This is a genomic window from Mesorhizobium sp. WSM4906 (assembly GCF_029674625.1).
Lineage (GTDB): Bacteria > Pseudomonadota > Alphaproteobacteria > Rhizobiales > Rhizobiaceae > Mesorhizobium.
Window position 1 is genome coordinate 2,289,314 of sequence record NZ_CP121355.1, and the last position, 26,362, is coordinate 2,315,675.

General features: G+C 63.3%; 23 protein-coding genes. 7 read left to right on the forward strand and 16 right to left on the reverse strand.

All coding sequences use genetic code 11. The annotated features are described in order from the left end of the window. Nucleotides 1-40: 40 nt before the first annotated feature. The 4 genes from QAZ22_RS10910 to QAZ22_RS10925 form a co-directional block, all read right to left on the reverse strand. The gene (locus QAZ22_RS10910; RefSeq protein ID WP_278073929.1) at nt 41-925 is read right to left on the reverse strand and encodes an AraC family transcriptional regulator; all 885 of its coding nucleotides are present in this window, start codon (nt 923-925) and stop codon (nt 41-43) included. Nucleotides 926-1,096: 171 nt separating this feature from the next. Beyond that, entirely contained in the window at nt 1,097-2,047 is a 951-nt protein-coding gene (locus QAZ22_RS10915) for an ABC transporter permease (protein ID WP_278206770.1), read from the reverse strand. A gap of 23 nt (nt 2,048-2,070) precedes the next feature. Next, the gene (locus QAZ22_RS10920; protein ID WP_278206771.1) at nt 2,071-3,591 is read right to left on the reverse strand and encodes a sugar ABC transporter ATP-binding protein; all 1,521 of its coding nucleotides are present in this window, start codon (nt 3,589-3,591) and stop codon (nt 2,071-2,073) included. A gap of 73 nt (nt 3,592-3,664) precedes the next feature. Beyond that, nucleotides 3,665-4,777, reverse strand: a complete 1,113-nt coding sequence (locus QAZ22_RS10925; protein ID WP_278073932.1) for a sugar ABC transporter substrate-binding protein — start codon at nt 4,775-4,777, stop codon at nt 3,665-3,667. A gap of 376 nt (nt 4,778-5,153) precedes the next feature. Between QAZ22_RS10925 and QAZ22_RS10930 the strand changes: the two genes are divergently transcribed. Further along, on the forward strand, nt 5,154-6,347 hold the full coding sequence (locus QAZ22_RS10930; protein WP_278206772.1) for an SGNH/GDSL hydrolase family protein: 1,194 nt from the start codon (nt 5,154-5,156) through the stop codon (nt 6,345-6,347). A gap of 53 nt (nt 6,348-6,400) precedes the next feature. Here QAZ22_RS10930 and QAZ22_RS10935 read toward each other — a convergent pair whose 3' ends face one another. Further along, nucleotides 6,401-7,360, reverse strand: a complete 960-nt coding sequence (locus tag QAZ22_RS10935; protein WP_278206773.1) for a dihydrodipicolinate synthase family protein — start codon at nt 7,358-7,360, stop codon at nt 6,401-6,403. 95 nt (nt 7,361-7,455) lie between these two features. Between QAZ22_RS10935 and QAZ22_RS10940 the strand changes: the two genes are divergently transcribed. Then, a complete protein-coding gene (locus tag QAZ22_RS10940) occupies nt 7,456-8,496 on the forward strand; it encodes a proline racemase family protein (protein ID WP_278206774.1) in 1,041 nt (346 codons plus the stop codon). 130 nt (nt 8,497-8,626) lie between these two features. On the opposite strand, the gene QAZ22_RS10945 is transcribed toward QAZ22_RS10940, so the two are convergent. The 4 genes from QAZ22_RS10945 to QAZ22_RS10965 all read right to left on the reverse strand — a co-directional run bounded on the left by QAZ22_RS10945 (nt 8,627) and on the right by QAZ22_RS10965 (nt 13,480). Continuing rightward, nucleotides 8,627-9,373, reverse strand: a complete 747-nt coding sequence (locus QAZ22_RS10945) for a phosphoribosyltransferase (protein WP_278206775.1) — start codon at nt 9,371-9,373, stop codon at nt 8,627-8,629. A 42-nt stretch (nt 9,374-9,415) separates the two neighbouring features. After that, complete coding sequence (hemA, locus tag QAZ22_RS10950) at nt 9,416-10,693, reverse strand: 5-aminolevulinate synthase (protein WP_278206776.1); 1,278 nt, start codon at nt 10,691-10,693, stop codon at nt 9,416-9,418. 656 nt (nt 10,694-11,349) lie between these two features. Continuing rightward, nucleotides 11,350-11,961: a response regulator FixJ gene (fixJ, locus tag QAZ22_RS10960; protein WP_278206778.1), complete on the reverse strand. Its 612-nt coding sequence runs from the start codon at nt 11,959-11,961 to the stop codon at nt 11,350-11,352. Then, entirely contained in the window at nt 11,951-13,480 is a 1,530-nt protein-coding gene (locus tag QAZ22_RS10965) for a PAS domain S-box protein (protein WP_278207817.1), read from the reverse strand. The genes fixJ and QAZ22_RS10965 overlap by 11 nt, the downstream gene beginning before the upstream one ends. A 226-nt stretch (nt 13,481-13,706) precedes the next feature. On the opposite strand from QAZ22_RS10965, the gene QAZ22_RS10970 reads away from it, so the two are divergent. Then, nucleotides 13,707-14,516 (forward strand): universal stress protein, encoded by an 810-nt coding sequence (locus QAZ22_RS10970; protein ID WP_278206779.1) that lies wholly within the window; start codon nt 13,707-13,709, stop codon nt 14,514-14,516. Between the two features lie 52 nt (nt 14,517-14,568). Further along, a complete protein-coding gene (gene mgtA, locus QAZ22_RS10975; RefSeq protein WP_278206780.1) occupies nt 14,569-17,211 on the forward strand; it encodes a magnesium-translocating P-type ATPase in 2,643 nt (880 codons plus the stop codon). A gap of 73 nt (nt 17,212-17,284) precedes the next feature. Here mgtA and QAZ22_RS10980 read toward each other — a convergent pair whose 3' ends face one another. Both QAZ22_RS10980 and QAZ22_RS10985 read right to left on the reverse strand, forming a co-directional pair. After that, nucleotides 17,285-17,845: a cytochrome b/b6 domain-containing protein gene (locus tag QAZ22_RS10980; RefSeq protein ID WP_278206781.1), complete on the reverse strand. Its 561-nt coding sequence runs from the start codon at nt 17,843-17,845 to the stop codon at nt 17,285-17,287. A 3-nt stretch (nt 17,846-17,848) separates the two neighbouring features. Beyond that, nucleotides 17,849-18,130 carry a PepSY domain-containing protein gene (locus QAZ22_RS10985; RefSeq protein ID WP_278206782.1) on the reverse strand — a complete coding sequence of 94 codons (282 nt, stop codon included), beginning with the start codon at nt 18,128-18,130 and terminating at the stop codon, nt 17,849-17,851. 149 nt (nt 18,131-18,279) lie between these two features. Between QAZ22_RS10985 and QAZ22_RS10990 the strand changes: the two genes are divergently transcribed. The 3 genes from QAZ22_RS10990 (at nt 18,280) to QAZ22_RS11000 (ending at nt 20,914) form a co-directional block, all read left to right on the forward strand. After that, nucleotides 18,280-18,942 (forward strand): response regulator transcription factor, encoded by a 663-nt coding sequence (locus tag QAZ22_RS10990; RefSeq protein WP_278206783.1) that lies wholly within the window; start codon nt 18,280-18,282, stop codon nt 18,940-18,942. Next, nucleotides 18,939-20,303: an ATP-binding protein gene (locus QAZ22_RS10995; RefSeq protein WP_278206784.1), complete on the forward strand. Its 1,365-nt coding sequence runs from the start codon at nt 18,939-18,941 to the stop codon at nt 20,301-20,303. The genes QAZ22_RS10990 and QAZ22_RS10995 overlap by 4 nt, the downstream gene beginning before the upstream one ends. A gap of 62 nt (nt 20,304-20,365) precedes the next feature. Continuing rightward, nucleotides 20,366-20,914, forward strand: coding sequence for a hypothetical protein (locus QAZ22_RS11000; protein ID WP_278206785.1), 549 nt, complete (start codon nt 20,366-20,368; stop codon nt 20,912-20,914). A gap of 70 nt (nt 20,915-20,984) precedes the next feature. Here the strand turns inward: QAZ22_RS11000 and QAZ22_RS11005 are convergent, their stop codons facing one another. From QAZ22_RS11005 to ccoG, 5 genes are read right to left on the reverse strand one after another with little or no spacing between them, the layout of a single operon-like run. Further along, entirely contained in the window at nt 20,985-21,680 is a 696-nt protein-coding gene (locus QAZ22_RS11005) for a CBS domain-containing protein (protein WP_278206786.1), read from the reverse strand. 37 nt (nt 21,681-21,717) lie between these two features. Beyond that, on the reverse strand, nt 21,718-21,888 hold the full coding sequence (gene ccoS / locus QAZ22_RS11010; RefSeq protein WP_278206787.1) for a cbb3-type cytochrome oxidase assembly protein CcoS: 171 nt from the start codon (nt 21,886-21,888) through the stop codon (nt 21,718-21,720). Further along, on the reverse strand, nt 21,885-24,170 hold the full coding sequence (locus tag QAZ22_RS11015; protein ID WP_278206788.1) for a cation-translocating P-type ATPase: 2,286 nt from the start codon (nt 24,168-24,170) through the stop codon (nt 21,885-21,887). The genes ccoS and QAZ22_RS11015 overlap by 4 nt, the downstream gene beginning before the upstream one ends. After that, entirely contained in the window at nt 24,167-24,682 is a 516-nt protein-coding gene (locus tag QAZ22_RS11020; RefSeq protein WP_278206789.1) for a FixH family protein, read from the reverse strand. The genes QAZ22_RS11015 and QAZ22_RS11020 overlap by 4 nt, the downstream gene beginning before the upstream one ends. Continuing rightward, nucleotides 24,679-26,238 carry a cytochrome c oxidase accessory protein CcoG gene (gene ccoG / locus QAZ22_RS11025; RefSeq protein WP_278206790.1) on the reverse strand — a complete coding sequence of 520 codons (1,560 nt, stop codon included), beginning with the start codon at nt 26,236-26,238 and terminating at the stop codon, nt 24,679-24,681. Before ccoG ends, QAZ22_RS11020 begins: the two co-directional genes overlap by 4 nt. Nucleotides 26,239-26,362: the final 124 nt, after the last annotated feature.

The following is a 26,362-nucleotide window of genomic DNA, read 5'->3' on the forward strand; positions in this document are numbered from 1 at the left end:
CCAACCGCGTCTCGATGCCGATGTTGCCGTGCCGGCCGCCTTAGGCCGCTTTCGCCAGGTTGATGTTGTGCAGTGTCAGCCGCCGGAAATGCGAAGGCGTCATGCCCTTTTCGGCGAGGAACTGCCGGTTGAAGTTGGAAAGGGTGTTGTAGCCGACCTCGAAACAGATGCTGGTGATCGAGGCCTGCTCGTCGCTCATCAGCATCTGGCAGGCCAGGTTGATGCGCAGCCGCTTCACATACTGCACCAGCGTCATGCCGGTGTGCTGGCGGAAGGAGCGGGAAAAGACGCTGGGCGACTGGCCGGCGATGGCGGCAAGGTCCGTCTCGCTGAAGGGCTGGGTCAGGTTCTCGCGCAGATAGGCCAGCGCCTTGTTGATGCCGGCAGACATGTAGCCGGACGGGTCCGGCAGGTAGCTCGCGCTGGCCAGCATGCGCGCGCCTTCGGCACGGCTGAGCAGGCCCATCATCATCATGAACAGCTCGATGCGGCGCACGCCTTGGGAATTCATGATTTCTTCCATCAGCGGGGCGATCTGCCGGCTGGTCTGCCGGCTGAAAAGCACGCCGCGGCGCGAGGCTTCGAGCACCGGCGTCAGGGCGGCGAGCTCGGGGAAGGTGTTGATGGCGCCGTCGATGAAGCCCTCATTGAACTGGATGATGCGGCAGCGCAGCGGCACCGTCGCATCCTTGGGCACGTCGCTCACCCAGTTGTGCGGCAGGTTGGGGCCGGCCAGCACCAGATTGCCCGGTTCGAACTCGCCGATGAAGTCGCCGACGAAATAGCGGCCGCGCGTGGCGACGATGAGATGCAGTTCGTATTCCGGATGGAAATGCCAGCGCACGGTGCGGAACGGATAGCCGTGCGACCAGGCGGTGAACGATTCGCCGGGCCTGATCTGCACAACCTCGAGATCGGGTTTCATCGCTGTTCCTCCTCGAAGCCTTCAACGTCATCGCCCTCATCGATGCGTTATTTGTCATCGGCCTCATGCCAGCCAAACTACTGAGCCGACAAAACCGGCGCCACCCTGTTCCCATCCGATCATTGGTACTTTTTTGACTATACTGAGCCTCCGCGACTCCGGCTCCAGCATTCAGACGACGCCGCGCTCCTCGCTTCTGATGCGGAAGGCGTCGACGGCGATGGCGAGCAGGATCATCGCGCCGCCGATCATCTGGATGTAGTAGGCCGAGACGTTGATGAGCTGCAGGCCGGTCTGGATGACGGTGATGAGCAGCGTGCCGCCGAGCATGCCGACGACACGGCCGCGGCCGCCGAAAAGCGAGACGCCGCCGATGACGGGTGCGGCCACGGCGTAAAGCAGCGTCGTGCTGCCGACGGTGACGCTGACGCCGCCGAGATAGGATGTGTAGAGGAAGCCGGCCACTCCGGCGAGAAAGCCGGAAGCGGTGAAGGCGCCGAGCCTCGCTCGCTTGACGTTGATGCCGGCGGCATTGGCGGCACGGCGATTGCCGCCGGTGGCATAGAGGTTCCGGCCCCAGGCGGAATAGGCAAGCACGACATGCGCCAGCAGATAGGCGACGAAGAGGGCGATCGGCATCACCGGCCAGTTGCCGACGGTGGCGCTGCCTATGTAGCTGTAGCCCTCGTCGGTGACGACCATGGTGCGGGCCTGAGTGGCGCCGAGCACCGCGCCCTGCAGGAAAAGCCCCATCGCCAGCGTCGCGATCAGCGAGTTCATGCGCAGATAGGCGACGAAATAGCCGTTGAGCAGGCCGACGAGGACACCGGCGGCGATGGTGATGAGCACGGCCAGCGTCCAGTGGACGCCGAACTGCTGCATGGCGTAGGCGCCGACCATGCTCGAAAAGACGAGATTGCCGACCACCGACAGATCGATCTCGCCGATCAGAAGCGTGAAGGAAACCGCAAGCACGAGGACGCCGAGCGTTGTCGCCTGCACCAGCACATTCTGCAGATTGCCTTCCGAGAGGAAGAACGGATTGAGAAAGCCGGCGAGGATGCTGAACACGACTATCAGGATCCAGACCACATTGTCGAGAAGGAATTTCTTGCTGGCCATTTTGGAGCCTTACCTCAAAACTCTCATCGCGCCGTTCTCGCTTCGGCGATCGCGTCGATGGTTATCTCGGCGCGCTGCAGCGTGCGCGCGATACGGCCCTTGGAAAAGATCACCACGCGGTCGACGAGGCGCTGCATCTCTTCCGGGTCCTGCGCCAGCAGCAGCACGCTGACGCCGTTCCTCGTCGCGTCGTCGATCAGGCGGTGGATCTGTTCCTTGGCGGCGACGTCGACGCCGACGGTCGGCTCATCGAGCAGAAGCAGCCTTGGCTTGCGTTCCAGCAGCCGGCCTAGCATCACCTTTTGCTGGTTGCCGCCGGACAGTTCGCCGATCTCCTGGCCGCCGCTGCCCATGACGATATCCATGGCGCCGCGCGCCTCGCGCATGCGGCGGTTCATGCCCGATCCGCTGACCAGCCAACCGAGCGACCGCGGCCAGTTGCCGAGGTTGAGGTTCTCCGTCACCGACATCGAGCCGACCAGGCCCTCGCCGATGCGGTCGTGGGTGAGGTAGGCGACGCCGGATTCGAGGCTCTGCCCCGGCGAGCCGAGACGCAGTGCGCGGCCATCGATGACGACGCTGCCGGCCTCGACCGGCAGCAGGCCACCCAGCGCCCGCATCAGTTCCTGCGGTCCTTCGCCGAGCAGACCGACAAGGCCGACGATCTCGCCATGGCCTATCGTCAGATCGACCGGCCCGCCGCCGGGAAAGCAAAGTCCGCTGAGCGCGATGGCGGCGGGGTGATCCTCGCGGCTGCGGTGGAATTCGGCGACGTCGGCGCCGGTGATGACGCGCGCCATGGCATCGGCCGAAAGCGCCGCTGCCTTGCCGCTGGCGGTGACCTTGCCGTCGCGCAGCACCGTGTATTCCGAACAGAGCTGACGCACCTCGTCATTGTGGTGCGAGATGTAGATGAAGGACGTGCCCCTTTCGGTGAGGCTCTCGACCCATTCGAGAAGATGCAGCCGTTCGGCCGCGGCGAGGCCCGCCGTCGGCTCGTCGAGGATGATCAGCGCGGCTTCGGCCGCGACCGCCTTGATGATGGCGAGCCTTCGCCTGTCGCTGGCGCCGAGGTCGCCGGCGCGCCGCCTCGGGTCGACCGGCATGCCGTGGCTCTCGAGCTGGCGCGCCGCCAGGCGGTGAAGCGCCGGCCAGTCGGTCAGGCCGAAGCGCGTCGGCAAATCGGGCAGCAGAAGGTTCTCGCCGATCGAGAGGTCCTCGAAGATCTCGGAATGCTGGGACAGAAGATGGAGCCCACGCTTCTTGCGGGCGGTCAGCGGCAAGGCCGATACGTCCTCGCCGTTGAGCAGGATCGAGCCGCTGTCGTGGCGCAGCAGGCCGGCGATGATGTTGGACAGCGTCGACTTGCCGGCGCCGTTCTTGCCAAGCAGGCCGTGGATCGCGCCGCGCGACACGCTCAGCGAGACCCCGTCCAACACCGCAAGCGGGCCGAAGCGCTTGAAGACGTTGTCGACGGTCAAAACAGCACCGGCGCTGTCCGGCGCAAGACTATCGGGCACGATCGTGCCTTCGGCGACATTCATCTGGATAACCGGTAATTCCGAAATGGGGTGAGAACGCGACGGCGCGTTCCCACCAGTCTCGTCGGTTGCGATCTCAGCCGGCGTTCTGCTGCATCTTCCACACCTGGGTCACGACATTGGCCCAGTGGCGCGGGTCGTCGGCGTTTTCCTTGGTGAGGAAGTAGGGCGGGATGGTGAGCAGCGGGCCGGACGGGCTGTCGGCGATGGTGCCCTTCTCCCAGAAATACTTCTTGTTCTCGTAAGGCCCGGTCGGGACCGGCTTGCCCTTCAGCGTGTACTCTTCCAGCAGATCGACGACGATCTCGACATAGGCGATCGGGTCCTGCGCGATATCGGCGTCGATCTCGCCGGCCTTCACCCATTCCAGCGCGTTCGGCGAGGCATCGATGCTGGTCAGGATGATGTGCTTCTCGTGCCCGACCGGGAACAGCCGCTGCTGCGTTTCGAGCGCCTTGCGCGCATCGACGACGAAGATGTCGGTGGGCATGTGGATGGCGTCGAGGTCCGGCCGTTCGCGCAGCGTCGCCGAGACCACGGCAAGCGCCTGCTCATGCTGGTTGTTCTGCGGCCGCGAGATGATCTCGATGTTGGGGTATTTGCTCTTCAGCGTGTCCTCGAAACCATCCTTGCGGTCGCGCAGCGCGACCGCCGTCAGCGAGCCGTAGTTATTGAGCACGCTGCCCTTCGGCGAACCGTATTTCTTGGTGAGCAGCTCGGCGGTCTTCTCGGCCGCCATGACACCCGACTGCTTGTTGTCGAAGGTGACGGAGGCCGCCACCTCGCCGCCGGTGAGCACCGTGTCGACCATGCCGAGCGGCACGCCGAGCGACTTCGCCTTCTTGCTCAGCGGGATGAGCAGCTCCGAATCCAGCGCGTCGGAAATTAGGTAGCGCGGCTTCTGCAGGAGAAGGCTGTTCCAGTCGTTCACCTGCGCGTTGGCATCGCCGTTGGCGTCCTTGCCGACGAATTCCAGGCCGAGGCTCTCGACCTTGCGCTTCAGCGCCTCCTGCAGCACGACGAAGAAGAAGAAGCCGAGATAGCCCGTCTCCCAGGCCACGACCTTGGATGCCGCACCTTGCGCCGCAGCGCGCTCGCCTCCCGCCAGCAGCAGGCCGCCGGCAGCGGCTGCCGCGCCCTGCAAAAGCGCGCGGCGGTTCATCGTAAAGCTCTTGGTTTCGGAACCCATGTCTCGCTCCCTAGAATGGTTGGAATCCTTTGCCGGCACGGCTTTTCCACCAAGCCGAGCGGCGGGCACGCAGCCCCAGACATCTCCCGGAACGTCTCCTCCCCCGGTGATCCGATGTCGATTTCAGGCTAGGCGCGCGCTGTCCGGCCAGCCACCACGTTCCGGGGCGGGTGTTAGTACTTTTTTGATTCCACTCGAAAAAGACGATGCTGCGGCTGCGCCGTCGTTCCCGGAAAGTGAAGGGCTGGACTGCCGGCGCGTGGCGCGGCGAGTCAAAAATGTATGTGTCGCGGAAAGTGCAATCGGTAGCCTGCGCCGCGCGCTGCGGCTATCTGTGTTCGCGCGGGCTACGCCGAAAATCGAAGGGATGGAGAAGATGGAACATTGGATCGGAACTTGGAGCGCCAGCCCGATGAATGTCTGGCCTGGAGACGCCGTGCTCTACGGCTTCCATCAGCAGACGGTGCGCCAAGTGCTGCGCGTCAGCAAGGGCGGCGAGAGGTTGCGATTGAGGCTGTCCAACGAATATGGCGCCTCGCCGATTCGGATCGGTGCCGCCACCGTGGCGCTTGCCGCGAAAGACGGCGCCGTCGACGCCGCCAGCATCCGTCAAGTGACATTCGGCGGTGAGAGGCGAACCGATCTCGCGCCAGGCGCCCCGCTGCTCAGCGATCCGATCGAGCTCAAGGTTCCGGATCTCGGGGAGATCGCGATCAGCCTCTATTTCCCCGACTTCGCGCCGATCGAGACCTACCACTACGAGGCGCAGCAGACCGCCTATATCTCCGAGTTCGGCAATTTCGCCGACGCGCCCGAACTGCCTGTGCAGCAGACCTCGACCAGCCGCTATTTCCTCAGCGCCGTCATGGTCGAGAGCGGCCCGGGCAGCGGCTCGCTAGTTTGCCTTGGCGATTCCATCACCGACGGCTTCGGCTCGACCGTCGACGGCAATGCGCGCTGGCCGGACCGGCTGGCGGAGCGGCTCGCGAAAAGCGGCCGGCTGTCAGGCATTGGCGTCCTCAACCAGGGGATCGGCGGCAACCGCGTGCTTGTCAGCCGCGCCCGCGGCGCCAATGCGCTCGCCCGCTTCGACCGCGACGTGTTGAGCTTTCCCAACGTCAAATGGATTTCGGTGCTGGAGGGCATCAACGATATCGGCTGGCCGGAAACCATGCTCGCCGGAGGCCAAGAGGCCGTGGCCGTCGAAAGCCTCATTTCAGCCTACCGGCAGATTATCGCACGCGCCCGCCTCAGCGGCATCAAGGTGCTGCTCGGCACGCTGCCGCCCTTCGGCGGCGCGTTCGAAGGCCAGCCGCTAAGGACCTTCTATTCTGCGTCCAAGGAGCGCGACCGCCAGGCGGTCAACGCCTGGGTCAGGACATCGGGCGAAGCCGATGCGGTCGTCGATTTCGAGCGCGCGCTGGCCGATCCCGCCAACCCGACCAGGCTGCTCCCTGCCCTCGATTGCGGCGACGGCCTGCATCCGTCCGACGACGGCTACGCCGAAATGGCCAAGGTGTTCGAGAAAGCTTTCGAGGGATTGCTCGCTGGCCAGCTGGCTCCGAAATGACGGCGGAGGGAGCGCGTTCTGGTTCAGCGAGCTCCCGCCGCCGTACGGGCCAATCAGGCAGCGTATCTCGCCATTGCGGGCTGCCTCGACCACTGGGCGTACCAGGCATCGAACAATTTTAGCTGCGCCTCGGCAAAGCCGCGCTGGCTGTCGGTGAGGGCATCCGTCTCGTTGAAGTGAAGCCGGTATTCGGGATTACCCTTCAGCACCATCATGTGCTTGAAATAGAGCACCAGGTCGGGGCCTTCATCGAAGGAGGAGAGCACGGCGAGCGCCGCATCCAGCTCCAGCGCCAGCCGACGCGCTTCGGCGTCGCCCTTCGCCGCCGCCTGGCTGAGACCGACGAGATGCAGCACTTCCTTGGGCAGCACGTTGCCGATGCCGGTGATGGCACCGGACGCGCCGCAATTGACGAAACCATGAAAGACCGCGGTGTCGACGCCGATCATCAGCGCAACCTCGTCGTCGCGGCTGGTGATGTTTTCCGCCGCATAGCGCAAATCCGACGGGCCGCCGAACTCCTTGAAGCCGACCAGGTTCGGATGTTCGGCGCGTAGCGCGAAGAAGAGATCGGCGCGCGTGGCAAAGCCGTAATAGGGGCTGTTGTAGATGACCGCGGGCAGATCGGGTGCGGCTGAGAGAATTGCCTTGAAGTGGTGGCGCTGCGCCGTGACCGAGGGCCCGCGCGACAAGACGCGCGGGATCACCATCAGGCCGCGTGCGCCGACCTTCTGGGCGTGCGCGGCGTGCGCCACGGCACTGGCGGTGTTGACCGCGCCGGTGCCGACGATCACCGGGACGCCGGCTTTCACCAGCCGCTCGACGCCTTCCATGCGCTGCTCGTCGCTCAGCAATGGCCAGTCGCCCATGGAGCCGCAATAGACGACCGCCGACATGCCGGCGGCGATCAGCTCGCGTCCCTTGCGCACGAGCGGGTCGAAATCGGGAAGGCGATCACTCGTGCAAGGCGTCATCAGCGCCGGCATGCAGCCGGAAAAGACGTTGGCGTTCATTCGGATTCTCCTTGAGGCTGGCACGCAGATTGGTCAGTTTGTCCCGGAGGCATACCGCTTGCCAAGCGGATAGTCGTGGTCGACAGGGAGAAACAATGCGTACCAGATCAAGCATTCGCGTCGTCGGCTGCCATGCCGAGGGTGAGGTCGGCGACGTCATCGTGGGCGGGGTGCTGCCGCCGGCAGGCCGCACGATGATGGAAAAGATGATCACGATGGAACGCGATCACGACCATATCAGGCGCATGCTGATCTGCGAGCCACGCGGCAGCGTCGCCCGGCACGTCAATCTCCTGGTTCCTTCGACGCGCGAGGATTGTGTCGCCGGAGCGATCATCATGGAGCCGACGGAGTACCCGCCGATGTCCGGCTCCAACACGATCTGCGTCGCCACCGTGCTGCTCGAGACCGGCATGGTGCCGATGAACGAACCCGAGACGCGCTTCAAGCTGGACATGCCGGGCGGCGTCATCGAGGTGCGCGCCGAATGCCGCGACGGCAAATGCCTGTCGATAACTTTCCGCAACGCGCCCGCCTTCGCCGAACGCCTCGATGCCAATATCGAGGTCGAGGGGCTAGGAACGCTGAAAGTCGACATCGCCTATGGCGGGATGTTCTACGCCATTGTCGACGCGGCAGCGCTCGGCTTCTCGGTCACACCCGACGAGGCGCGCGACCTGGCGGTGATCGGCGAGAAGGTCCGCCGCGCTGCACGCGAGCAGCTCGATGTCGTGCATCCGGAATTCGACAATGTGCGCGGTGTGTCGATCGTGCAGTTCGCCATGCCGTTCCAGGGGCCGGGCAATGTCACGCGCAACACCTGCATCGTCTCGCCCGGACGCTCCGACCGCAGCCCGACGGGAACCGGCACATCGGCCCGCATGGCCGTGCTGCAAGCTCGGCGTCTGATGGACGTCGACGACGTTCTGATCCATGAATCGATCATCGGCTCGCGCTTCACCGGCAGAATTCTCGAACTGACCGAAATCGCCGGCCGCAAGGCGATCGTGCCGCAGATCACCGGCCGCGCCTGGATCACGGGCGAGCACAACTACTATCTCGATCCGACGGATCCGTATCCGCAAGGCTATGTGCTGTCGGACACGTGGGGCACGTCGACCTCGGTGACGCAGTAACGCGATCGGCGATGCCGATGGACGGACAGCCGAGCTGGCCGAAGGCATCTTCGGAGCGGTCTTCTATTGCTTGCGGCTGCAGCGTGCCTCTTTGCAGTCGCGTTGCAGGCTCGCGTTGGATCACCACAGCCTAAAGCGCGTCGCGATCTTTCGGATTCGCTCGATGCGCCTTAGGTTTTACGCATGTCTTTGACCCGAAACCGGTTCCCACCTTCGGGAGACATGCCTTGGCATTCCGGCTGCGTGCGGCCTCGTCGCAGATGGCAATGACGTCGTCGTCCGAGAGCTGAGGAAAGTTGAGGTAGTTTTGGCTGAGCGCCCGGAAATGCGCTGGTTCACTGAGGCAGACGGTCCAGTCGGCTTCCCCGGCAAGGTCTGTCAACGTCTCGGGTGGCGCCACCGGCAGGGCTACGACGATTTCGAGAGGTGAACGCCTCTTCAGCGCGCGGATCGCAACCTTCATCGTCGTTCCGGTGGCGGCACCGTCGTCAACGACGATCACCGTCTTGCCGCCTACCTCAAGAGGCGTGTGCTCGCCGCGATATGCCATGCGGCGCCTTTCAAGCTCCGGACGTTCCTTTGCGACAAGATCCCGGAGTTCGTCATCGCCGAGCGAGTAGGCCTCCACGGCCTCCCGGTTGAGCACGACGTCCGGCGGGTCGCCATCGACGATCGCGGCGACTGCCAGTTCCGGATTTTCCGGCGCTCCGACCTTTCGCACTATGGCCAGGTCAAGTGGCGCGTTGAGGGCCTTGGCGACCTCGGCGGCGACCGGAACGCCGCCCCTCGGCAATGCGAGCACGATCGGGTTCTCGAGCTGAAGCTTTTCCAGCTCGACCCCGAGCTTTCGTCCCGCCTCCTGGCGATCGCGAAACATTGGTCATTTCCCCGTCATGATCGCTACCGGATTGGAAACTTGCTACCCGCCCGATTTCGCCACCAAGAGCGGAATGATGCGGTCGCTCTCGGCGACGGCGGGGCGGCCGGCGGCGCCGTAGGGGATGCCGAGCGCGTCCCAGGTCTCGACCAGCGCGTCCTGCAATTCGGCGATCAGCGCGTCCGAATGGAAGGGTGTGGGCGTGATGCGCAGCCGCTCGGTGCCGCGCGGCACCGTCGGGTAGTTGATCGGCTGGATGTAGATGCCGTGGACGCCGAGCAGCCGGTCGCTCGCCATCTTGCACAGCTCGGGATCGCCGACCAGCACCGGCACGATGTGGGTGGCCGATTCCATCACCGGCAGCCCGGCCGCGGCAAGCACCTGCTTGGTTCTGGCCGCCTGGCGCTGCTGCGCGTCGCGCTCGGCCTGCGAGCGCTTCAGATGCCTGATCGAGGTGGTGGCCGCCGCCGCGATCGCCGGCGGCAGCGCGGTGGTGAAGATGAAGCCCGGCGCATAGGAGCGCACCGCGTCGATCACCGCGCTCGCGCCGGTGATGTAGCCGCCGAGCGTGCCGAAGGCCTTGGCCAAGGTGCCCTCGATGATGTCGATGCGGTCGGCAAGCCCCTCGCGCTCGGTGATGCCGCCGCCGCGCGGCCCGTACATGCCCACCGCATGCACCTCGTCGATATAGGTCATGGCGTTGTAGCGCTCGGCGAGCTCGACGATCTGCCGGATCGGAGCGATGTCGCCGTCCATCGAATAGACGCTTTCGAACACGATCAGCTTGGCGCGCTCGCGCCCTGCCGCCTGCAGCAGGCTTTCCAGATGCGCGACGTCGTTGTGGCGGAAGATCTTCTTTTCGGCGCCGGAGCGTCGCACGCCCTCGATCATCGAGGCGTGGTTCAATTCGTCGGAGATGATCAGGCAGTTGGGCAAAAGCCTGGCAATGGTCGAGATCGAGGCCTCGTTGGAGACGAAGCCGGAGGTGAAGACCAGCGCCGCCTCCTTGTCGTGCAGGTCGGCCAGCTCATGCTCGAGCTCGACCAGCGGGTTGGAGGTGCCGGAAATGTTGCGGGTGCCGCCGGCGCCCGAGCCCATCTTGCCGGCCGCGGTCTGGAAGGCGGCGATCACATCCGGGTTCTGGCCCATGCCGAGATAGTCGTTGGAGCACCAGACGGTGATTTCCTGGGCGCGGCCGTTGCAACGCCAGATGGCGCGCGGAAACTTGCCCACCATGCGCTCGAGGTCGGCGAAGACGCGGTAGCGCCGCTCCGCATGGAGCTGCTCGATCGCTTCTTCGAAGAACCGCTGGTAATTCATTGTTGAACTCCTATGCAGGAAGCGCCGCCCGCGAGTTGCGGCGGTTCGATCCGCTGGACTCAAACTTATGAACCGAGGGAAGGCTCCGCTTTGAGCTATGTCAAATCGCAGGACGCCTGGATGTGTTCGACGTGCCGCCGAACGAGACCGCGCTCCGTGGCCAAGAAGCTCGCGCCAAAAAGGCAAGGGCATTGCAATCCCGCGACCGCTGCGGGAGGTTCGACGCAAACGACCAAAACTGATTCAAGTCAAGGCGAGAAACCACTTTTCAGCTCATGCTGATCGAATGTGGAATCCCATAGCAAGCGCTCCGTTTGGCCGCAGCCTCGAACTAGCCGTTCTGGACGAGGATGGCTTGCATGCGCTTGTATTTCCTTGCGAAAAAGGTCGGGAAGGATGGCGGGATGCCGTTACCGGCGTGCGCGTCGATATCCGGCCGACCCACTGGCGCGAATGGGATCCCCGAAAAGATGAGACGGCTTCGCTTCGAAACCTGCCTTAGAGCGGCAAGTCCGGACGGAAAACCGCTGCGCACTTCTCCTGGATTGGTTGCTTTAAGCGTGTCGCGATCTCTCAGGTTCGCTCGGTGCGCTTTGCGTTTTTGATTTACGCATGTCTTTGCCCCGAGACCGGTTCCCGCTTTCGGGAGACATGCTTCAACGTTTGGGTTCGGCGATCAAGGCCATGCGCACCAGATGCGAGAGGCTGCCGGCGCCCATCTTGCTCATGACGTTGGCGCGATGGATTTCGACCGTGCGTGGACTGATCCCGAGATCATAGGCAATCGTCTTGTTCGGCAGCCCGGAGACAAGCCCATCGAGCACCTGGCGCTCTCGCTCCGACAAGGTGGCAAGGTTCTTCCGGATCTCGGCCGATTGCGGGTGCGTGGCTACCGCTTGAGTTCGGTTGTCCAGGGCAGAGCGAATGGCATTGATGAGCACCTCATCGTCGAATGGTTTCTCGATGAAGTCGGAGGCGCCCTCCTTCATCGCCTGGACCGCCAGTGCGACGTCTGCATGCCCCGTCATCACAATCACGGGCACGCTCAAGCCACGGGCTTTCAGTTGCCGCAGGAATTCGATGCCGTCGATGCCGGGCATGCGCACGTCGGTGACGATGCAGCCGTCGATCTCCTTGGGTTCCGACACCAGGAACGCGGTTGCCGATTCATGCAAGCGCACGGCAAAGTCGGCTGTCGCAAGGAGGAAACCCAAGGACTTGCGAACGTCGACGTCGTCGTCGACGACATGCACAACATCATTGGCCACTGGCAACCTCTTCCTTCTCTACAGCGCGCAGCGTGAACCGAAACGCGGTGCCGCCGCCGGGTGGCGACTCTGCCCAGATATGACCACCGTGGGACTCGACGATAGTGCGACAAATGGACAGGCCGACACCCATTCCGTGCTTCTTGGTGGTGACGAAAGGCTGGAAGAGCTGGGCCGAAACCTCCGGCGCCAACCCCGGGCCGGTATCGATGACAGCAACCTCCATCATACCATCGCGCCGCGCCTTGGTTGCGACACGCAATTCCCGACGTGGCGCGCCGTGCATGGCCTCCACGGCGTTTCGCATCAGGTTCAGCAATACCTGCTCGATCTGAATTCTATCAGTCAATACAAGCTCGGCCGCCGGGTCGAGATCGTAGCTGACGCGCACGTCCGCTTCCCTGGCGCCGACCAAGGCTAGCGACGAGGCGTCCTCGATGAGCGTTGGCAGACGTTCGACCTTATGCTCGCTTTCGCCCCTGGCGACAAAATCCCTGAGACGACGGATGACGTCGCCGGCGCGCAAGGCCTGTTCGGCAGCCTTCTCGACAGCTTCATGCAACATGGCGGCGTTCTCGTCCTTGCTCTTCTCGAGGAGGCGGCGGCTGCCTTTGAGATAGTTCGTGATGGCTGTCAGCGGCTGGTTTATCTCATGCGCCAATGTCGAGGCCATTTCGCCCAGCGCGGTGAACCGCGCCATGTGAAGCAGCTCCTGCTGCTGCTCCTGCATCCTGGCTTCCGTCCTGTGGCGTTCCGTCAAGTCGCGGCAGAAACCGGTGAAGAAACGGCCCGTTCCCGGATGCATTTCGCCGACGGCGAGTTCCATCGGAAACGTCGATCCGTCCTTGCGCATTCCGGTCACCGCACGCCCTATCCCGATGATGCGCCGCTCCCCAGTCGTCAGGTAGCGCTGCATATAGGCGTCGTGCTCGTCCCGGTATGGGGAGGGCATAAGCAACTTGACATTTTGACCGATGACTTCGCTGGCCTTGTAACCAAACAATGTCTCGGCCGCCGTGCTGAAGGATTGGATAAGGCCGCTTTCGTCGATGACGATCATCGCATCGGGAACCGTCGCCAGGATCGAACGCAGATGATCCTCGCGCAGTTGCAGCGCAGCGTTGGCGAACGACAGGTCGCTGACGTCGGTGCCCTGAACAAAGATAGCGGTGATCCGGCCGTCCTTGGCCCTGATAGGCTGATAGACGAAATCCAGAAGGCGTTCTTCCGCAAGGCCGGTTTCAGGATTGTGCAGGACAATTTTGGCATTGCGGCCGACATAGGGCTCGCCGGTTTCGCTGACACGATCGAGCAATTCGAAGAATCCCTGGCCCTCGAGCTCGGGCAAGGCCTCGCGAACCGACTTGCCGATGACCTGCCGTTGGCCGATCAGGTGTTGGTAAGCAGCATTGGCCAATTGAAAGACGTGGCCCGGCTCGCTGAGCAGGGTCATGAAACCCGGAGCCTGATCGAACATCAGCGCGAGAAGCTGATGTTCCGGCAAGTAGTCCCGCCCCATTTCACCACCAGATGCCGGAAGTGCCGCGGCGACGGCTTCGGGTGAAACTTCTCCCTTTTTGCTCACGGGCATTCTCCGGGTTGAAGCACGGCAGCGGTCGCTGATGTAGCACTCATCTTTTTACCCGCCAAACAGTCACTGCGGGCGATTTTGATCGGTATCAAGGCACTGCACCTCCGCACGATGCAAAAACGACGGAGACTTTCCGCGTCGGCGAGGTGCCCGCATGTCCTACAAAACGATAGTCGTCAATCTGGCCGTTGATGCAAACCCCGCGCCGATCGTAAAGTTGGCAGCGGAGCTGGCGCAGCGCTTCGACGCTCATCTCGTCGGCTTCGCCGCCGCGGACGTTCCGCCTTTGGTGTCGACGGGAGAAGGCCTGGTCTACGAAGGCGAGGTCATGCAGATTGCTCGCACGGAAATCGAGAAGCGTCTTGCCGAACTGCGTGACATTTTCGAGAAGATCGTCCCGGCCTCGATAAGCAGTGAATGGACGCAGTATATCTGCGGTCCGACGCGTGCTCTCGGCATAGCCGCCCGTTCGGCCGACCTTGTCGTGACCGCCGATGGCGGGGAGGATGTCTTCCGCGCCGTCGATATCGGAAGCCTCGTGCTCGGCGCCGGACGCCCGGTGCTGGTCACCGCGGGCAATGCCGAACACCTTCTGGCGAAGACAGTCCTTGTCGCCTGGAAGGACAGCAGGGAGGCGCGAAGGGCGTTGTCCGACTCCCTGCCGTTCCTGGCCAAGGCCAATGAGGTCGTCGTTGCCACCATGGAGGCCGGCTCCGGAGGCGATGTTCGAAACAGCCTCGCCGACGTCGCGGTTTTTTTGGAGCAACATGGCATCACGGCGCGGACCGAAGTGATCGCCGGTGAGGCCGACGGTGACAGGCTGGTGGCGTTCGCACGCTCGATCCATGCCGATCTGATCGTTTCCGGAGCCTACGGCCACAGCCGGCTGAGGGAATGGGCCTTCGGCGGTGTCACGCGCTCGCTGATCGACGAGAGCGGCATCAATCGCCTCCTGTCGAACTGACTGTCTGGCCGTGGCAACCAGAACGGCAGACGACGCGGATCGGCCGACAGCCATGGCAAGCAAGGAGCAATCGATCGGCCGCTTCCCTGGTCTTGTCGAGCATGCCTACTGGTCGCTCGGAACCGATCAGTTGGTCGGGCAGCTGGAAACCTCCACCTCCGGTCTTCTGAGCCCGGACGCAGCGGTCCGGCTCGCCAAATTCGGGCGAAACGCGCTGGCACCGCGGTCCGACGCTTCCGCGTTGGCTGTCTTGGCGCGCCAGTTTCGCAGTCCGCTGGTCCTGATCCTCGTCTTTGCCGCCGCCGTTTCGGCGTTCGTCGGCGAGGGTCACGAAGCAGCGATCATCGGCGCGATCGTGCTGGCCAGCTGCATCCTCAGCTTCACACAGGAGTATGGCGCTTCCCGCGCGATGGAGGCGCTGCGGCAGCGTGTCGCTCGCAGGGCGACCGTTGTGAGGGACGGTTTCGAACGCACGGTCGGTGTCGAGGACATCGTTCCTGGCGACGTCGTTTGCCTGTCGGCCGGCAATCTCATCCCGGTCGACGGCGTGATCCTGGAGTCGCGGGATTTCAACGTCAGCGAATCCGTTCTGACCGGCGAGACCTTCCCCGTTGTGAAGTCCGCCGGCCGGTCCGCGCCTGAAGCCGGCATCGCGCAGCGGACCAATGCGGTTTTCACCGGCACGTCGGTTCGCAGCGGAACGGCAAAAGTGCTTGCCGTGGCCACAGGAACTCGGACCGAATTCGCATCGATAGCCGAAGCGTTGGAGCGACGGATTCCCGAGACCGAGTTTGCTCGCGGCATCAGGATGTTCGGATATCTGATGACCGAGATCATGCTTGCGATCGTCATCCTGGTATTCTTCGCCAACGTGATGCTCGACAGGCCCTTGATCGAGTCGCTGCTGTTTTCGCTTGCCCTGGCGGTTGGCCTGACGCCCGAACTGCTTCCCGCAATCATCAGTGTCACCCTGGCCAGGGGCGCGCGCACGATGGCCGCCAGCGGCGTCATCGTACGTCGCCTCGATGCCATCGAGAATCTCGGCAGCATGGACCTGCTGTGCACGGACAAGACAGGAACACTGACGGAAGGCGTCATCCACCTCGACGGATCGTTCGACGTCGAGGGCAATGCTTCGAGAGAGGTTCTGCTTTGGGCACGGCTGAACGCGACTTTGCAGACCGGGCTGAAGAATCCCCTGGACGAAGCAATAGCGAGTGCTCCGCCTGGACAGGAGGATCTGTCCGGTTTCGCCAAGATCGACGAAATCCCATACGATTTTGTTCGGAAGCGGCTGTCGGTCGCCCTGCGGGAGGGGGCGCGCGAACAGATCCTGGTGACCAAGGGGGCCGTCCAGAACGTTCTCGACGTATGTGCCTTCGTGCAGGGTCCGCATGGGTTGCAATCCCTGGACTCGGCGGAGCGCCTGGCGATCGACGAGAAATTCAGGCGTTGGAGCGCGCAGGGGTATCGCGTTCTCGGCCTGGCGATCCGGCGCTTTCAGAACAAGGCAGGCTTCAGCCGGGACGACGAAACCGCGATGGCCTTCGCGGGATTCCTGCTGTTTCTCGATCCGCCGAAGGAAGGGGTGCGGGAAACGCTTTCGGCACTGGCCGATCGCGGCATCGGCGTGAAGGTCATTTCCGGCGACAATCGCTATGTCGCCGCGCATCTGGCCGAGGCCGTGGGTCTCCGGTCCGACAGGATCATGACGGGCGAAGATCTGTCGAAAATGACGAAGAACGGGCTTCTGGCCAGCGTTCGCAGCACCGATCTTTTCGTCGAGATCGATCCGAACCAGAAAGAGCGCATCGTCGAGGCGCTGCGCCGCAGCGGTCACGTCGTCGGCTACCTCGGCGATGGCATCAACGACGCGCCGGCGCTTCATGAAGCCGACATAGGCATTTCGGTCGACACCGCCGTCGATGTGGCCCGAGAGGCCGCCGACATCATCTTGCTGAAGCGTGACCTCGGCGTTCTGGTGCAGGGCGTCGACGATGGCCGAAAGACGTTCGCCAACACGATGAAATACATCTCCATCACGACCAGCGCCAATTTCGGCAACATGATCAGCATGGCCGCCGCTTCGCTCTACCTGCCGTTTCTGCCGCTACTGGCCAAGCAGATCCTGCTCAACAATTTTCTATCGGACATTCCCGCGGTTGCGATAGCGAGCGACAACGTCGATCCGGACCAACTCCAGCAGCCTCGTCATTGGGATATTCATTTCGTCCGACAGTTCATGGTCACCTTCGGGCTCGTCAGCTCGCTATTTGACTTTTTGACGTTTGCCTTCCTGCTGTATGGGGCTCGCGCGGAGGCATCGGCATTTCAGACCGGCTGGTTCGTCGAATCTCTGCTCACGGAACTCTTGATTCTGCTCATCATACGCACCCGAAAATCCTTCTGGGCGAGCCGTCCAAGCCGGCTGCTTGCGTCGCTTGCGCTGGCGGTGGGCGGTCTCGCGGTCGCGATCCCGTACACGCCCGTCGCGGGCTGGTTCGCATTCGTGCCATTGCCGTGGCCCGTGCTCATGGGACTGATTGCGATAACGGGTTGCTATGTGCTGGTCTCCGAGTTGACCAAGCATTGGCTCTTCGATCGGGGAAACGGCGGCCCGCGCAGACGAAAGGCAAGGAGCCCGCAACACCGGCGCCGCCGTCCAAAACGCGAGTCGGCCCGTGTTGCCGGCTGAACCCCCGCATTGCCGCGGCGGCCGGAAAACCTCGGGCCGACCGCAAGATCCGGGTCGACGGCAGGGAAGCCAGCTATGCGATATCACCTACATCCGGCGACCGCTTTCTGCCATTGATCATCGACCTCACAAGGTTCTCTCCATGGCGGATGCTGGCAAGAGCGACGCCGGCTATGTGAATGGCGATAAGGACAAGGATGGCGTTGCCCAGGAGCTCGTGAACAAGCTGCACCCACGCCACACCCCAATAGGCATCCGTGGTTTGCATCCAACCCGTCAAAGCGATGCCGCAGATGCAGGCAAGAAGGGCCAGCACCATTGCCGCGCCTGCGGGGTTGTGGCCGATATATCGCCGCTCCCGCTTGTGAGCGATGTCCTTGAGATAGTTGAGGGTCTGTCGAGGCGACCGAACGAACTGGGCAAAACGCGTATAGCCGGATCCAAACAGGCCTGCCGCCAATCGGGAAGCAACCAAGGCGATCGCGAGATAGCCCGCGTATTTGTGGACCATCATGATCTCGCCGGAAGTGAGCCACGCCACCGTCACGCTAAGCACGAGAGCCCAGTGGAAAAGGCGGACATAATACGACCAGACGTTTATCGAGGTCTGCCGTGTGCGGACGGTGGCGTTCATGACTCAGCCCTCGTCGCCGTCGGTATCGCCGCCGACGGGTGCAAGGCTCTTCGGATCGAACATGGTTTCGACACGCTTGCCCTTGGCGTCGATGGCGTAGGCCTCGTAGCAGCCGGACTCGGATTTGATGTTGCGGACTTTCCAGCCCTGGGATTCCAGCTTTGCCTGCAGGGCTTCGCGCGGCTGCCATTCGCTTGCCGGCACGTCGCACTTGTTGCCGGCGAGCGCCGCTCCCGTTCCGGCGGTACAAACGAACAAGGCGGCAATCACAACTGACTTCATCATTTTTTCTCCATCGGCTAATTCCGATGGCTGGAAGGTCGACGAAGAACCTGACAGCAAGCTGAACGCATCATGCGTCCAAACGGGCAATTGCCCAGCGACTTTGACAGTGGCAGCCTTGCCGCCGGAAGATGTTCTGATCAGGGGGTCGGTTGAGGGTTTTGTTCGTAGAAGACGACGCGGTCCTGGGCGAAGCCATCCGCGATCACGTCGCAGCCGACGGCCACGCGGTCGACTGGTCGCGCTCGATCGGCGACGCGGCCAGTCACCTCGATGTTGCAGCCTACGACCTTGTCCTCCTCGATTTGCAGTTGCCCGACGGCAAGGGCCTTGATTTCCTGAAACGGCTGCGCCGGGCGGGAAATGTCACGCCGGTTATTATCCTTACCGCGCGCGATCAACTCGCGGACCGGATCGAAGGGCTCAACAGTGGAGCCGACGATTATCTGGTGAAACCGTTCGATCTTGGCGAACTCTCGGCGCGACTCTCGGCCGTCTCGCGCCGCTACGCCGGAAATCCCAATCCGATCGTTCGTTTGACGGGTGGCGCAGAGGTAGACCTGGCCAAGAGGCTGGTCCTCGTCAGCGGCGTCCAGGCCACATTGACGGGTCGCGAATGGGCTGTCCTGGAACTTTTCCTCCACCGGCCCGGAATGGTCATCAGCAAACGACAGGTTGAAGACGCGCTCTATGCCTTCGGCGCCGAGATCGAGAGCAACACCGTGGAGGTCTATATCAGCCGCCTGCGGCGCAAGATCGGTCGCGATGCCATCGTGACCATGCGCGGCCTCGGATACCGGGTGGCGATCCAATGACGCGCCGCGGCAGTCTGACCCGCAGGCTTGTCATCTCGATGTTTGTCTTGACAAGCGCATTCGGACTGATCGCGGCGGCCGCCGGCTCCGTCACGCTGCACCGCGAAATCAACGAGGCGATGGACGGCGCCTTGCGGGAGGCCGCTCGCCGCCTCGTTCCTATCGTGATCGACGACCTCTTCTCCAAGGACACGACAGGGGCGTCTCGGCAGCTGGCGGAGGGGGTTTCAGGAGAGGCAGACGACAGGCTGATCTTCCAGGTTCGCGACAAGGGCGGCCGGGTGCTCCTCCGCTCCTACAATGCGCCGGATGCAGCGCTCACCGATTCGCTTCAGCAAGGCTTTTCCGAAAACAAGGGCTGGCGCATCTATACCGAGCCGGCCATCAGCAAGACCATCTTCGTGCAGGTTGCCGAATCGACCGCACAGCACAACGAGGAGATATTCGAGGCCGCTCTCGGCTTCCTGGTGCCAATCGTGGCATTGACGCCGGTGAGCGCGCTCTTCGCCTGGGCAATGCTTGTTCGTTTCCTGCGTCCTGTGGGGCAGTTGCGTGGCGATATCAGCGAGCGGCACGGCGATAATCTCGAGCCGATCCGGACCCATACGCTGCCCGTCGAACTCGCCTCGATCGCCGGATCGGTCAACAGGCTCATGCGGCGGTTGCGCATGGCTCTCGAAGCGGAGAAAGAGTTCACGGCCAACGCGGCACATGAACTGAGAACGCCAATCGCCGGGGCACTGGCGCAAGCCGAACGCCTTCTGATCGAGGCGTCGAGCGAGCCCACGCGCAGGCGCGCGCGACAGATCAAGACAGCGCTGCGCGACCTGGCGAATCTTTCGGAAAAACTGATGCAACTCGCGCGGGCCGACTCAGGTTTGGCGGAGTCCGATACGTCGTCCGACCTCATGGGCATCGCGGCCCTCGTGGTCGGAGACTTCCGGCATCTGGGAGAAGGCGGCGAGCGGATCGCGCTTTCAGGCCCTGCGTCCGGTCCGATGGTTGCGATCGATCCCGACGCGCTGGCAATCGTGATACGCAACCTCATCGAAAACGCGCTTCGCCATGGATCCGTTGGAGGGCCCGTAACCGTTGCGTTTCAAGCCGAGGCGGCGCTGCGCGTGGTCAACGAGGGTACGGTGGTGCCCCGCAAGGAACTCGGCGGGCTGATAAGACGCTTTCACCGCGGATCGACGCATGCCGACGGATCTGGGCTGGGACTGGCGATAGTAGCCAGGATTGTCCAACAAGCAGGTGGGGCTCTGGTGCTGAATTCACCGGCCTCAGGCAGGCAAGACGGCTTCGAGGCAATCGTGAAGTTCCGGTTGTTCGCGCAACAAGTTCGACCGCCCAGCAATTGACGAGAGTCAATGCAAACGGAACCTTTTTAGTCGATGGATCCGCATCCACGGGACCGTGCAGATTGAACAGTCTCTTTTTTCTGGAAGCATTTCTGCTCTTCGTCGCGCCAGGGCCCACCAACGCCCTCTTGATGGCGGGGACGGTAAAGCGCGAGAAGGCTGTTACGCTTTTGGCCGCGCAAGCATGCGGATACGGGATCGCGGCGACGCTCTGGCTTTCATTACGCCCCTTGATGCCGCCTGACGCGATCCAGATACTCAAAGTGATCGCAGCCGGGTGGCTCGTGGTCCTGGGCCTGCGCCTGATGGCCCGCAACCCGATCGACGTAGCCGAAAGCGATGGAAGCCTTTCCGTGCTGGCGACTACCGTCCTCAATCCGAAAGCTTTTATCTATTGCCTGGCGATGGTGCCGATCGATGCCAAGCCGCAAGTTCTCGGCGCCTTCTGGATTGTGCTGCTTGGGATGACAGCCACCACGGGATCGCTCTGGCTTTTGCTCGGCAAGCGGCTTCGCGGGGGTTGGAGGATGACGGACAAGATCGCGGGCGCTGCGCTTCTTGGATTTGCCCTGCTGCTGCTTCGACCGTTGTTAGCCGCGGCTGCGTTGTAAGGCTTAATGAGCCGAAGTCGGGATTGGCCGCCAGAAGCCGTTTAGCCGACATATCTCCTTTCCCCGCTGACTAAGAGACAAGCACGACCGACAACGGGCCGGCGTAGAAGAGATTGTCCTTGACCTCTTTGACGCCTTTGACGTTTTCCGCCGCAACGACCGCGGCCTTGCGCTGACGCTCGTCGAAAATGGCACCGCTAAGTTCGACGACGCCTTTGTCGACCTTTACGCCGATCAAAGTGCCATCGCCCCATGCCTGGCCCTGAAGCTCGGCCAGGATGTCCTTGCGGATGAGCTCGTCATCGCCGGTCGTCGCACCCGATTGAGGCAGGATGCGAAGCAGTGCGCGCAGCAGGTCCGTCCGGGTGACGATGCCTGCGATCGTGCCCGCGTCGACGATGGGCACGTTCTTGATGTCGTGGCGGGTCATCAATTCGACGATCTCGGCAAGCGAGGCACCCGGCGGCGCCGAGACGACGTCGCTCGTCATCACCTCGTCGACTCGACGTCCGTTGGCGAGAACATACTCTCTGGCCATCTTTCCGGGGCCGACGATAAACTCCAGCCAGCGAGGACGAACGCGCTGCGTGCCGAGCTCTTGACGGCGCAGGAAGTCACCCTCGGTTATGATGCCGACCATCGCGCCATCGCGCGTGACCGGCAGGCAACGGATTTTCCTCGACAGCATCAGGTCGACGGCGTCCGCGATCGGCGCCGCCCCATCGATCGTGACGACCGGCGTCGTCATGATGGCTTGAGCTTGCATCCCGGCCTCCCTTTCGCGCCATTGCGCTGAAACCGCATTATTTTGACTGCAGGACGTCGCCGGGCCGGTCGTCGGGCTCGATCAGTATCCGCTCCGCGGCCCCGTCGAGATCCTCGTATTGGCCGCTGCGCAACGCCCAAAGGAAGCCCGACAGACCGAGCGCTCCCAGGAACAGGGCCACGGGAATGAGATAGACGAGCGTGGTCATGGATGGGCCACACCCACGACATCGGAGCGGCGCCTAGTCGGAGTCGCTTCGGGTATAGCTTTCACGGTAGCCTGAAGCCGCATCGCATTTGCGATCACGATCAACGAGGAAGCGGACATGGCGATCGCGGCGATGAGCGGCGTCACATGTCCGAGGATGGCGATCGGAACGGCAAAAGCGTTGTAGACGATCGCGATGGCGATGTTCTGGCGAATGAGCCGGCCGGCCTTGCGCGAGATTTCCATCGCAAGAGGAACCGCGAGGAGGCTTTCGCGCAGGAAGACGAAATCGGCGGCCTTGCGGCCAATGTCGGCCGCGCTCGCCGGAGCGATCGAGACATGCGCCGCCCGCAACGCCGGCGTGTCGTTGAGACCGTCGCCCACCATCAGTACCTTGTGTCCCGCACGCGTCAGCGATTCGATCCACTCGACCTTTCCCGAAGGCAGCAGCGCCGGCACGAAATTCTCGATCTCCAATGCGTCGGCGACATCACCGCAGGCCTTCTCGGTATCGCCGGACAACATATCGACCGACACGCCGGCTTCCTTCATTTGCCGGATAGCCGCCCTGGCGTCCGATCGAGGCGCATCCTCGAAGGCGAAGCATGCGACGATGCTCCCATTCTTCGAAAGCACCGTGCCGCCATAGCCGCCGATCCTGCCTTCTCCGCCGGTGCGAGCCTTCCACCCGGCCCATCCGCGTCGGCCCAGACGCCAGATGTCATCCCCAGCGGTCGCCTCGATGCCGAAGCCGGGCTCTTCTCGCACCGAGTCGAGCTTGGGCTCACCGGCAAAGCCTGCATAGGCCGTAATGGCCCTTGAAAACGGGTGCCGCGAATGGGCTGCCATGTCAGCGGCCATCGCAAGCATGGTCGGATCGATCTCGGATGCGTTGACGAGCCTCGGCTGCCCCAAAGTCAGCGTTCCGGTCTTGTCGAACACAGCCGTGTCGATCGCCGCGAGGCGCTCCATGGCCGAGCCGTCCTTGACCATGACGCCGGCCTCGAAGAGGCGCCGGGCCGCTACCACCTGGACGATCGGCACAGCGAGGCCGAGCGCGCAGGGGCACGTGATGATGAGCACGGCGATGGCGATGGTGAGAGCCCGGTGCCAATCGCCGGACGCGACCATCCAGCCGAGGAATGTCACAAAGGCCGCCAGATGGACCACGGGCGCGTAGAGCGCCGATACCCGGTCGGCGATGCGCCGGTAGTGCGAGCGGCCGCCTTCGGCGGCTTCCATCAGGCGAACCATTTCCGCCAGGAAGGAGTCCTTCGCGGCGGCGGTTGCCCGCATCGTCAGCGGACCAGTGAGATTGAGTGTGCCGGCCTGGACGTGCGTTCCAGCACTCACGGCCTTGGGCTCGCTCTCACCGGAGACGATCGAGCAATCGAGGTCGGAATTGCCGCTGGTTATGTCGCCGTCGACCGGTATCCGTTCTCCGGCCGCGATGAGCAGGCGCATTCCCGGCGTGAGCTCGGCGACGGGCACGTATTCGCGCGTGCCGTCGTCCCGCAGGACCACCGAGCCCCGCGCCGCAAGCCTGGAAAGGCCGTTGACGGCCGTTCGCGCGCGTTCGCGCATCACATGGTCCAGCGTGCGGCCGATGAGCAGGAAGAAAAGCAGCGACACCGAGGCGTCGAAATAGGCATGTTCGCCGTGATTGATGGTCTCATAGAGGCTCATCGCGTAAGCCAGGGAGACGCCCACTGCGATCGGCACGTCCATGTTCATCCGGCCATGGCGCAACGCGTTCGCCGCGGAGCGGAAGTAGATGCCGCCGGCGAAGGCGAGAGCCGGAATGGCGATCAGCGCGGACAGCCAATGGAAAAGATCCCGCGTGGCGCCCTCGGCGCCGGACCAGACCGAAACCGACAGCAGCATGATGTTGCCGGCCGCGAAGCCGGCCACGGCGACGGCGCGGATCAACTCCGAAAGCGTCTTGTCCTTCTCGTGAATTTCCGGGTCGAACAGGTGCGCCTGGTAGCCCAGCCGACCGAGCACGGCAAAGAATGGCGGGACATCGTCTCCGTGCCAGCGGATCGACACACGCTTCGTCGACAGGTTGACGCGAGCAGACTCAACGTTCTCGACCTTGCCGAGCGCGGCCTCGATCGCTTGAATGCACGCCCCGCAATGAACCGTCGGCACGGACAGCTCGGTCTGGTGAATGTCGCCGCCAAGAGAGCGGCTGGCCAGCTTGATCTCATCGCTCGACGGCGAAGCGGATGCTGCGTTGGCGACCTCCAACGCCATTTCGGCGCCTGGCGCGCAGCAGCTCATTGCAGGGCTCCTTTCACGATCATGATGCGGCGGACATCGCGAAACGGTGACGTCAGTCCCGCGTCCGCATCGATCTCCACGATCCAGACGCCATCCTTCGGCGCGTGCCGGGCGGCAAATTCCCGCGTGTTGGCAGGAGAGCCGCCGGAGGCCGCGGCAAGTGTCAGGGTTTCGTCCTCGGCCTCGTAGGCCGGGTGGCGGAACAGCATCCTGACGCCGTGCAACGGCACCGGTTTGCCCTGGCTGTCGAAAAGGCCGTAGCGGACCTCGCCGGAAGCGATGGTCAGCTTGCCCGTCCAGCCGAGCGCCGCCTGCGCCCTTCCTTTCTTCGCTTCTTCGTTGAACTGCTGGCTGGCAACATAGGTGTTCTCGACGACGAGGCCGGTCCAGCTCTTTTGGGCGAGCGTGGCCATCGTGACGTTGACCCCGATCACCACCCCGAAGAAGGCAAGGATGGAGATCAGCATATGCCTGCCGGTGAACTCGCGCGGTTTCCGCGTATCGGTGCTCATTTGCCGGCCTCCGGCGCGTTGAAACTGGCGGTGTATTCGGCGGATTCGGAACTCGCCTGGTCGTCGATGCGAAATTCGAAGCGTTGCACCGGCTTCTTGATCTCGTTCGCGGGTTGCCGAACGAAGATCTTCAGCGTCTTCAGCCGGTCAGGTTCGACCGAGATGGAAAATGAGCGGCTTGGGGGCTGGTCGATGCCGACGACGCTCATCTCACCGCCGGCGAGACCCTCCAGCGTCACCTCGATCGTTCTCGGCTCGGGTATCATGTTGAGCAGCTTGACGGTGTAGCCGTTCCGGATCGAGCCGTCCGAAAGCGTCACGAACTGCGGATTTCTGTCGTGCAGGACATTCAGCTCCAGCCGCTCGCGCGTCAGCAGCGAATAGACGAGCGCCAACCCGATCGCCGACCACACACCAAGATAGATGTAGGTGCGCAACCGGAAGATCTTGCCCAGATGGAAATGTGCCAAGCCATCGACGAAGCTGCCGCTCGCCGTTCTTACGAGCGTCGGATTGACCGGGCTGGCGCCCCCCGAGGTCGCCAGCGCCATATTGGCATTGTAGTCGGCCAGCGTTGCATAGGAAATCAGCCCGCGTTCTCGGCCGAGCTTGTCCATGACTCCGTCGCAGGCGTCGATGCACAGCGCGCAGGTGATGCATTCCAACTGCTGGCCGTCGCGGATATCGATCCCCATGGGACAGACGGCGACACAGGCGTTGCAGTCGACGCAGTCGCCGACCGCTTGCCCGGCGGCCGAGACCTTCTTGGCATGCCGCGAACGCGGCTCGCCGCGCCAGTCGTTATACGTCACCGTCAACGAGTTTTCGTCGAGCATGGCGGCCTGGATGCGCGGCCACGGGCACATATAGGTACAGACCTGCTCACGCATCAGCCCGCCGAACACATAGGTGGTGCCGGTCAGCACGCCGATAGTGGCATAGGCGACCGGCGCGGCAGTGCCGCTGACGACTTCGCCGAGCAATTTCGGCGCGTCGGCGAAATAAAAGATCCAGGCGCCGCCGGTGGCGACCGCGATAATGAGCCAGATGGCGTGCTTGGATACGCGCAGGATGAGTTTGCGGGCGGTCCACGGGGCCGCGTCGAGCTTCATGCGGGCATTGCGATCGCCTTCGATCGCGCGCTCCACGACAAGGAACAGATCGACCCAGACGGTCTGCGGGCAGGTATAGCCGCACCAGGCTCGCCCGACCGTCGACGTGATCAGGAAAAGGCCGACGCCCGCCATCATGAGAAGTCCGGCGACGTAGTAGAATTCCTGCGGCCAGATCTCGATGAAGAAGAAGTAGAAACGGCGGTTCGCCAGATCGATGAGAACGGCCTGGTTGGGAGCGAAGGGGCCGCGGTCCCAGCGCAGCCAGGGCGTCAGGTAGTAGATGCCGAGCGTGATCGCCATCACCAGCCATTTGAACTGACGAAAACGACCGGAGGCGCGCTTGGGGAAGATCTTCTTGCGCGCCGCGTAGAGCGGCTGTCGCGTCTTGGCGGAGTTGACCGCTTCGGCCTCGAGCCGTTCTACCTGCGTCTGATCCAGCACGACGATCTCCAATCGCGGCGGAAGAATGCCGCCTCTATCCGGCAGTCTTGCAACCGCTCACGCCGCGCCGCGTTGATGCAGGTCAAATTGAGTCGTCAAAAGTCGAGGCCCGGCGTGGCCGGGC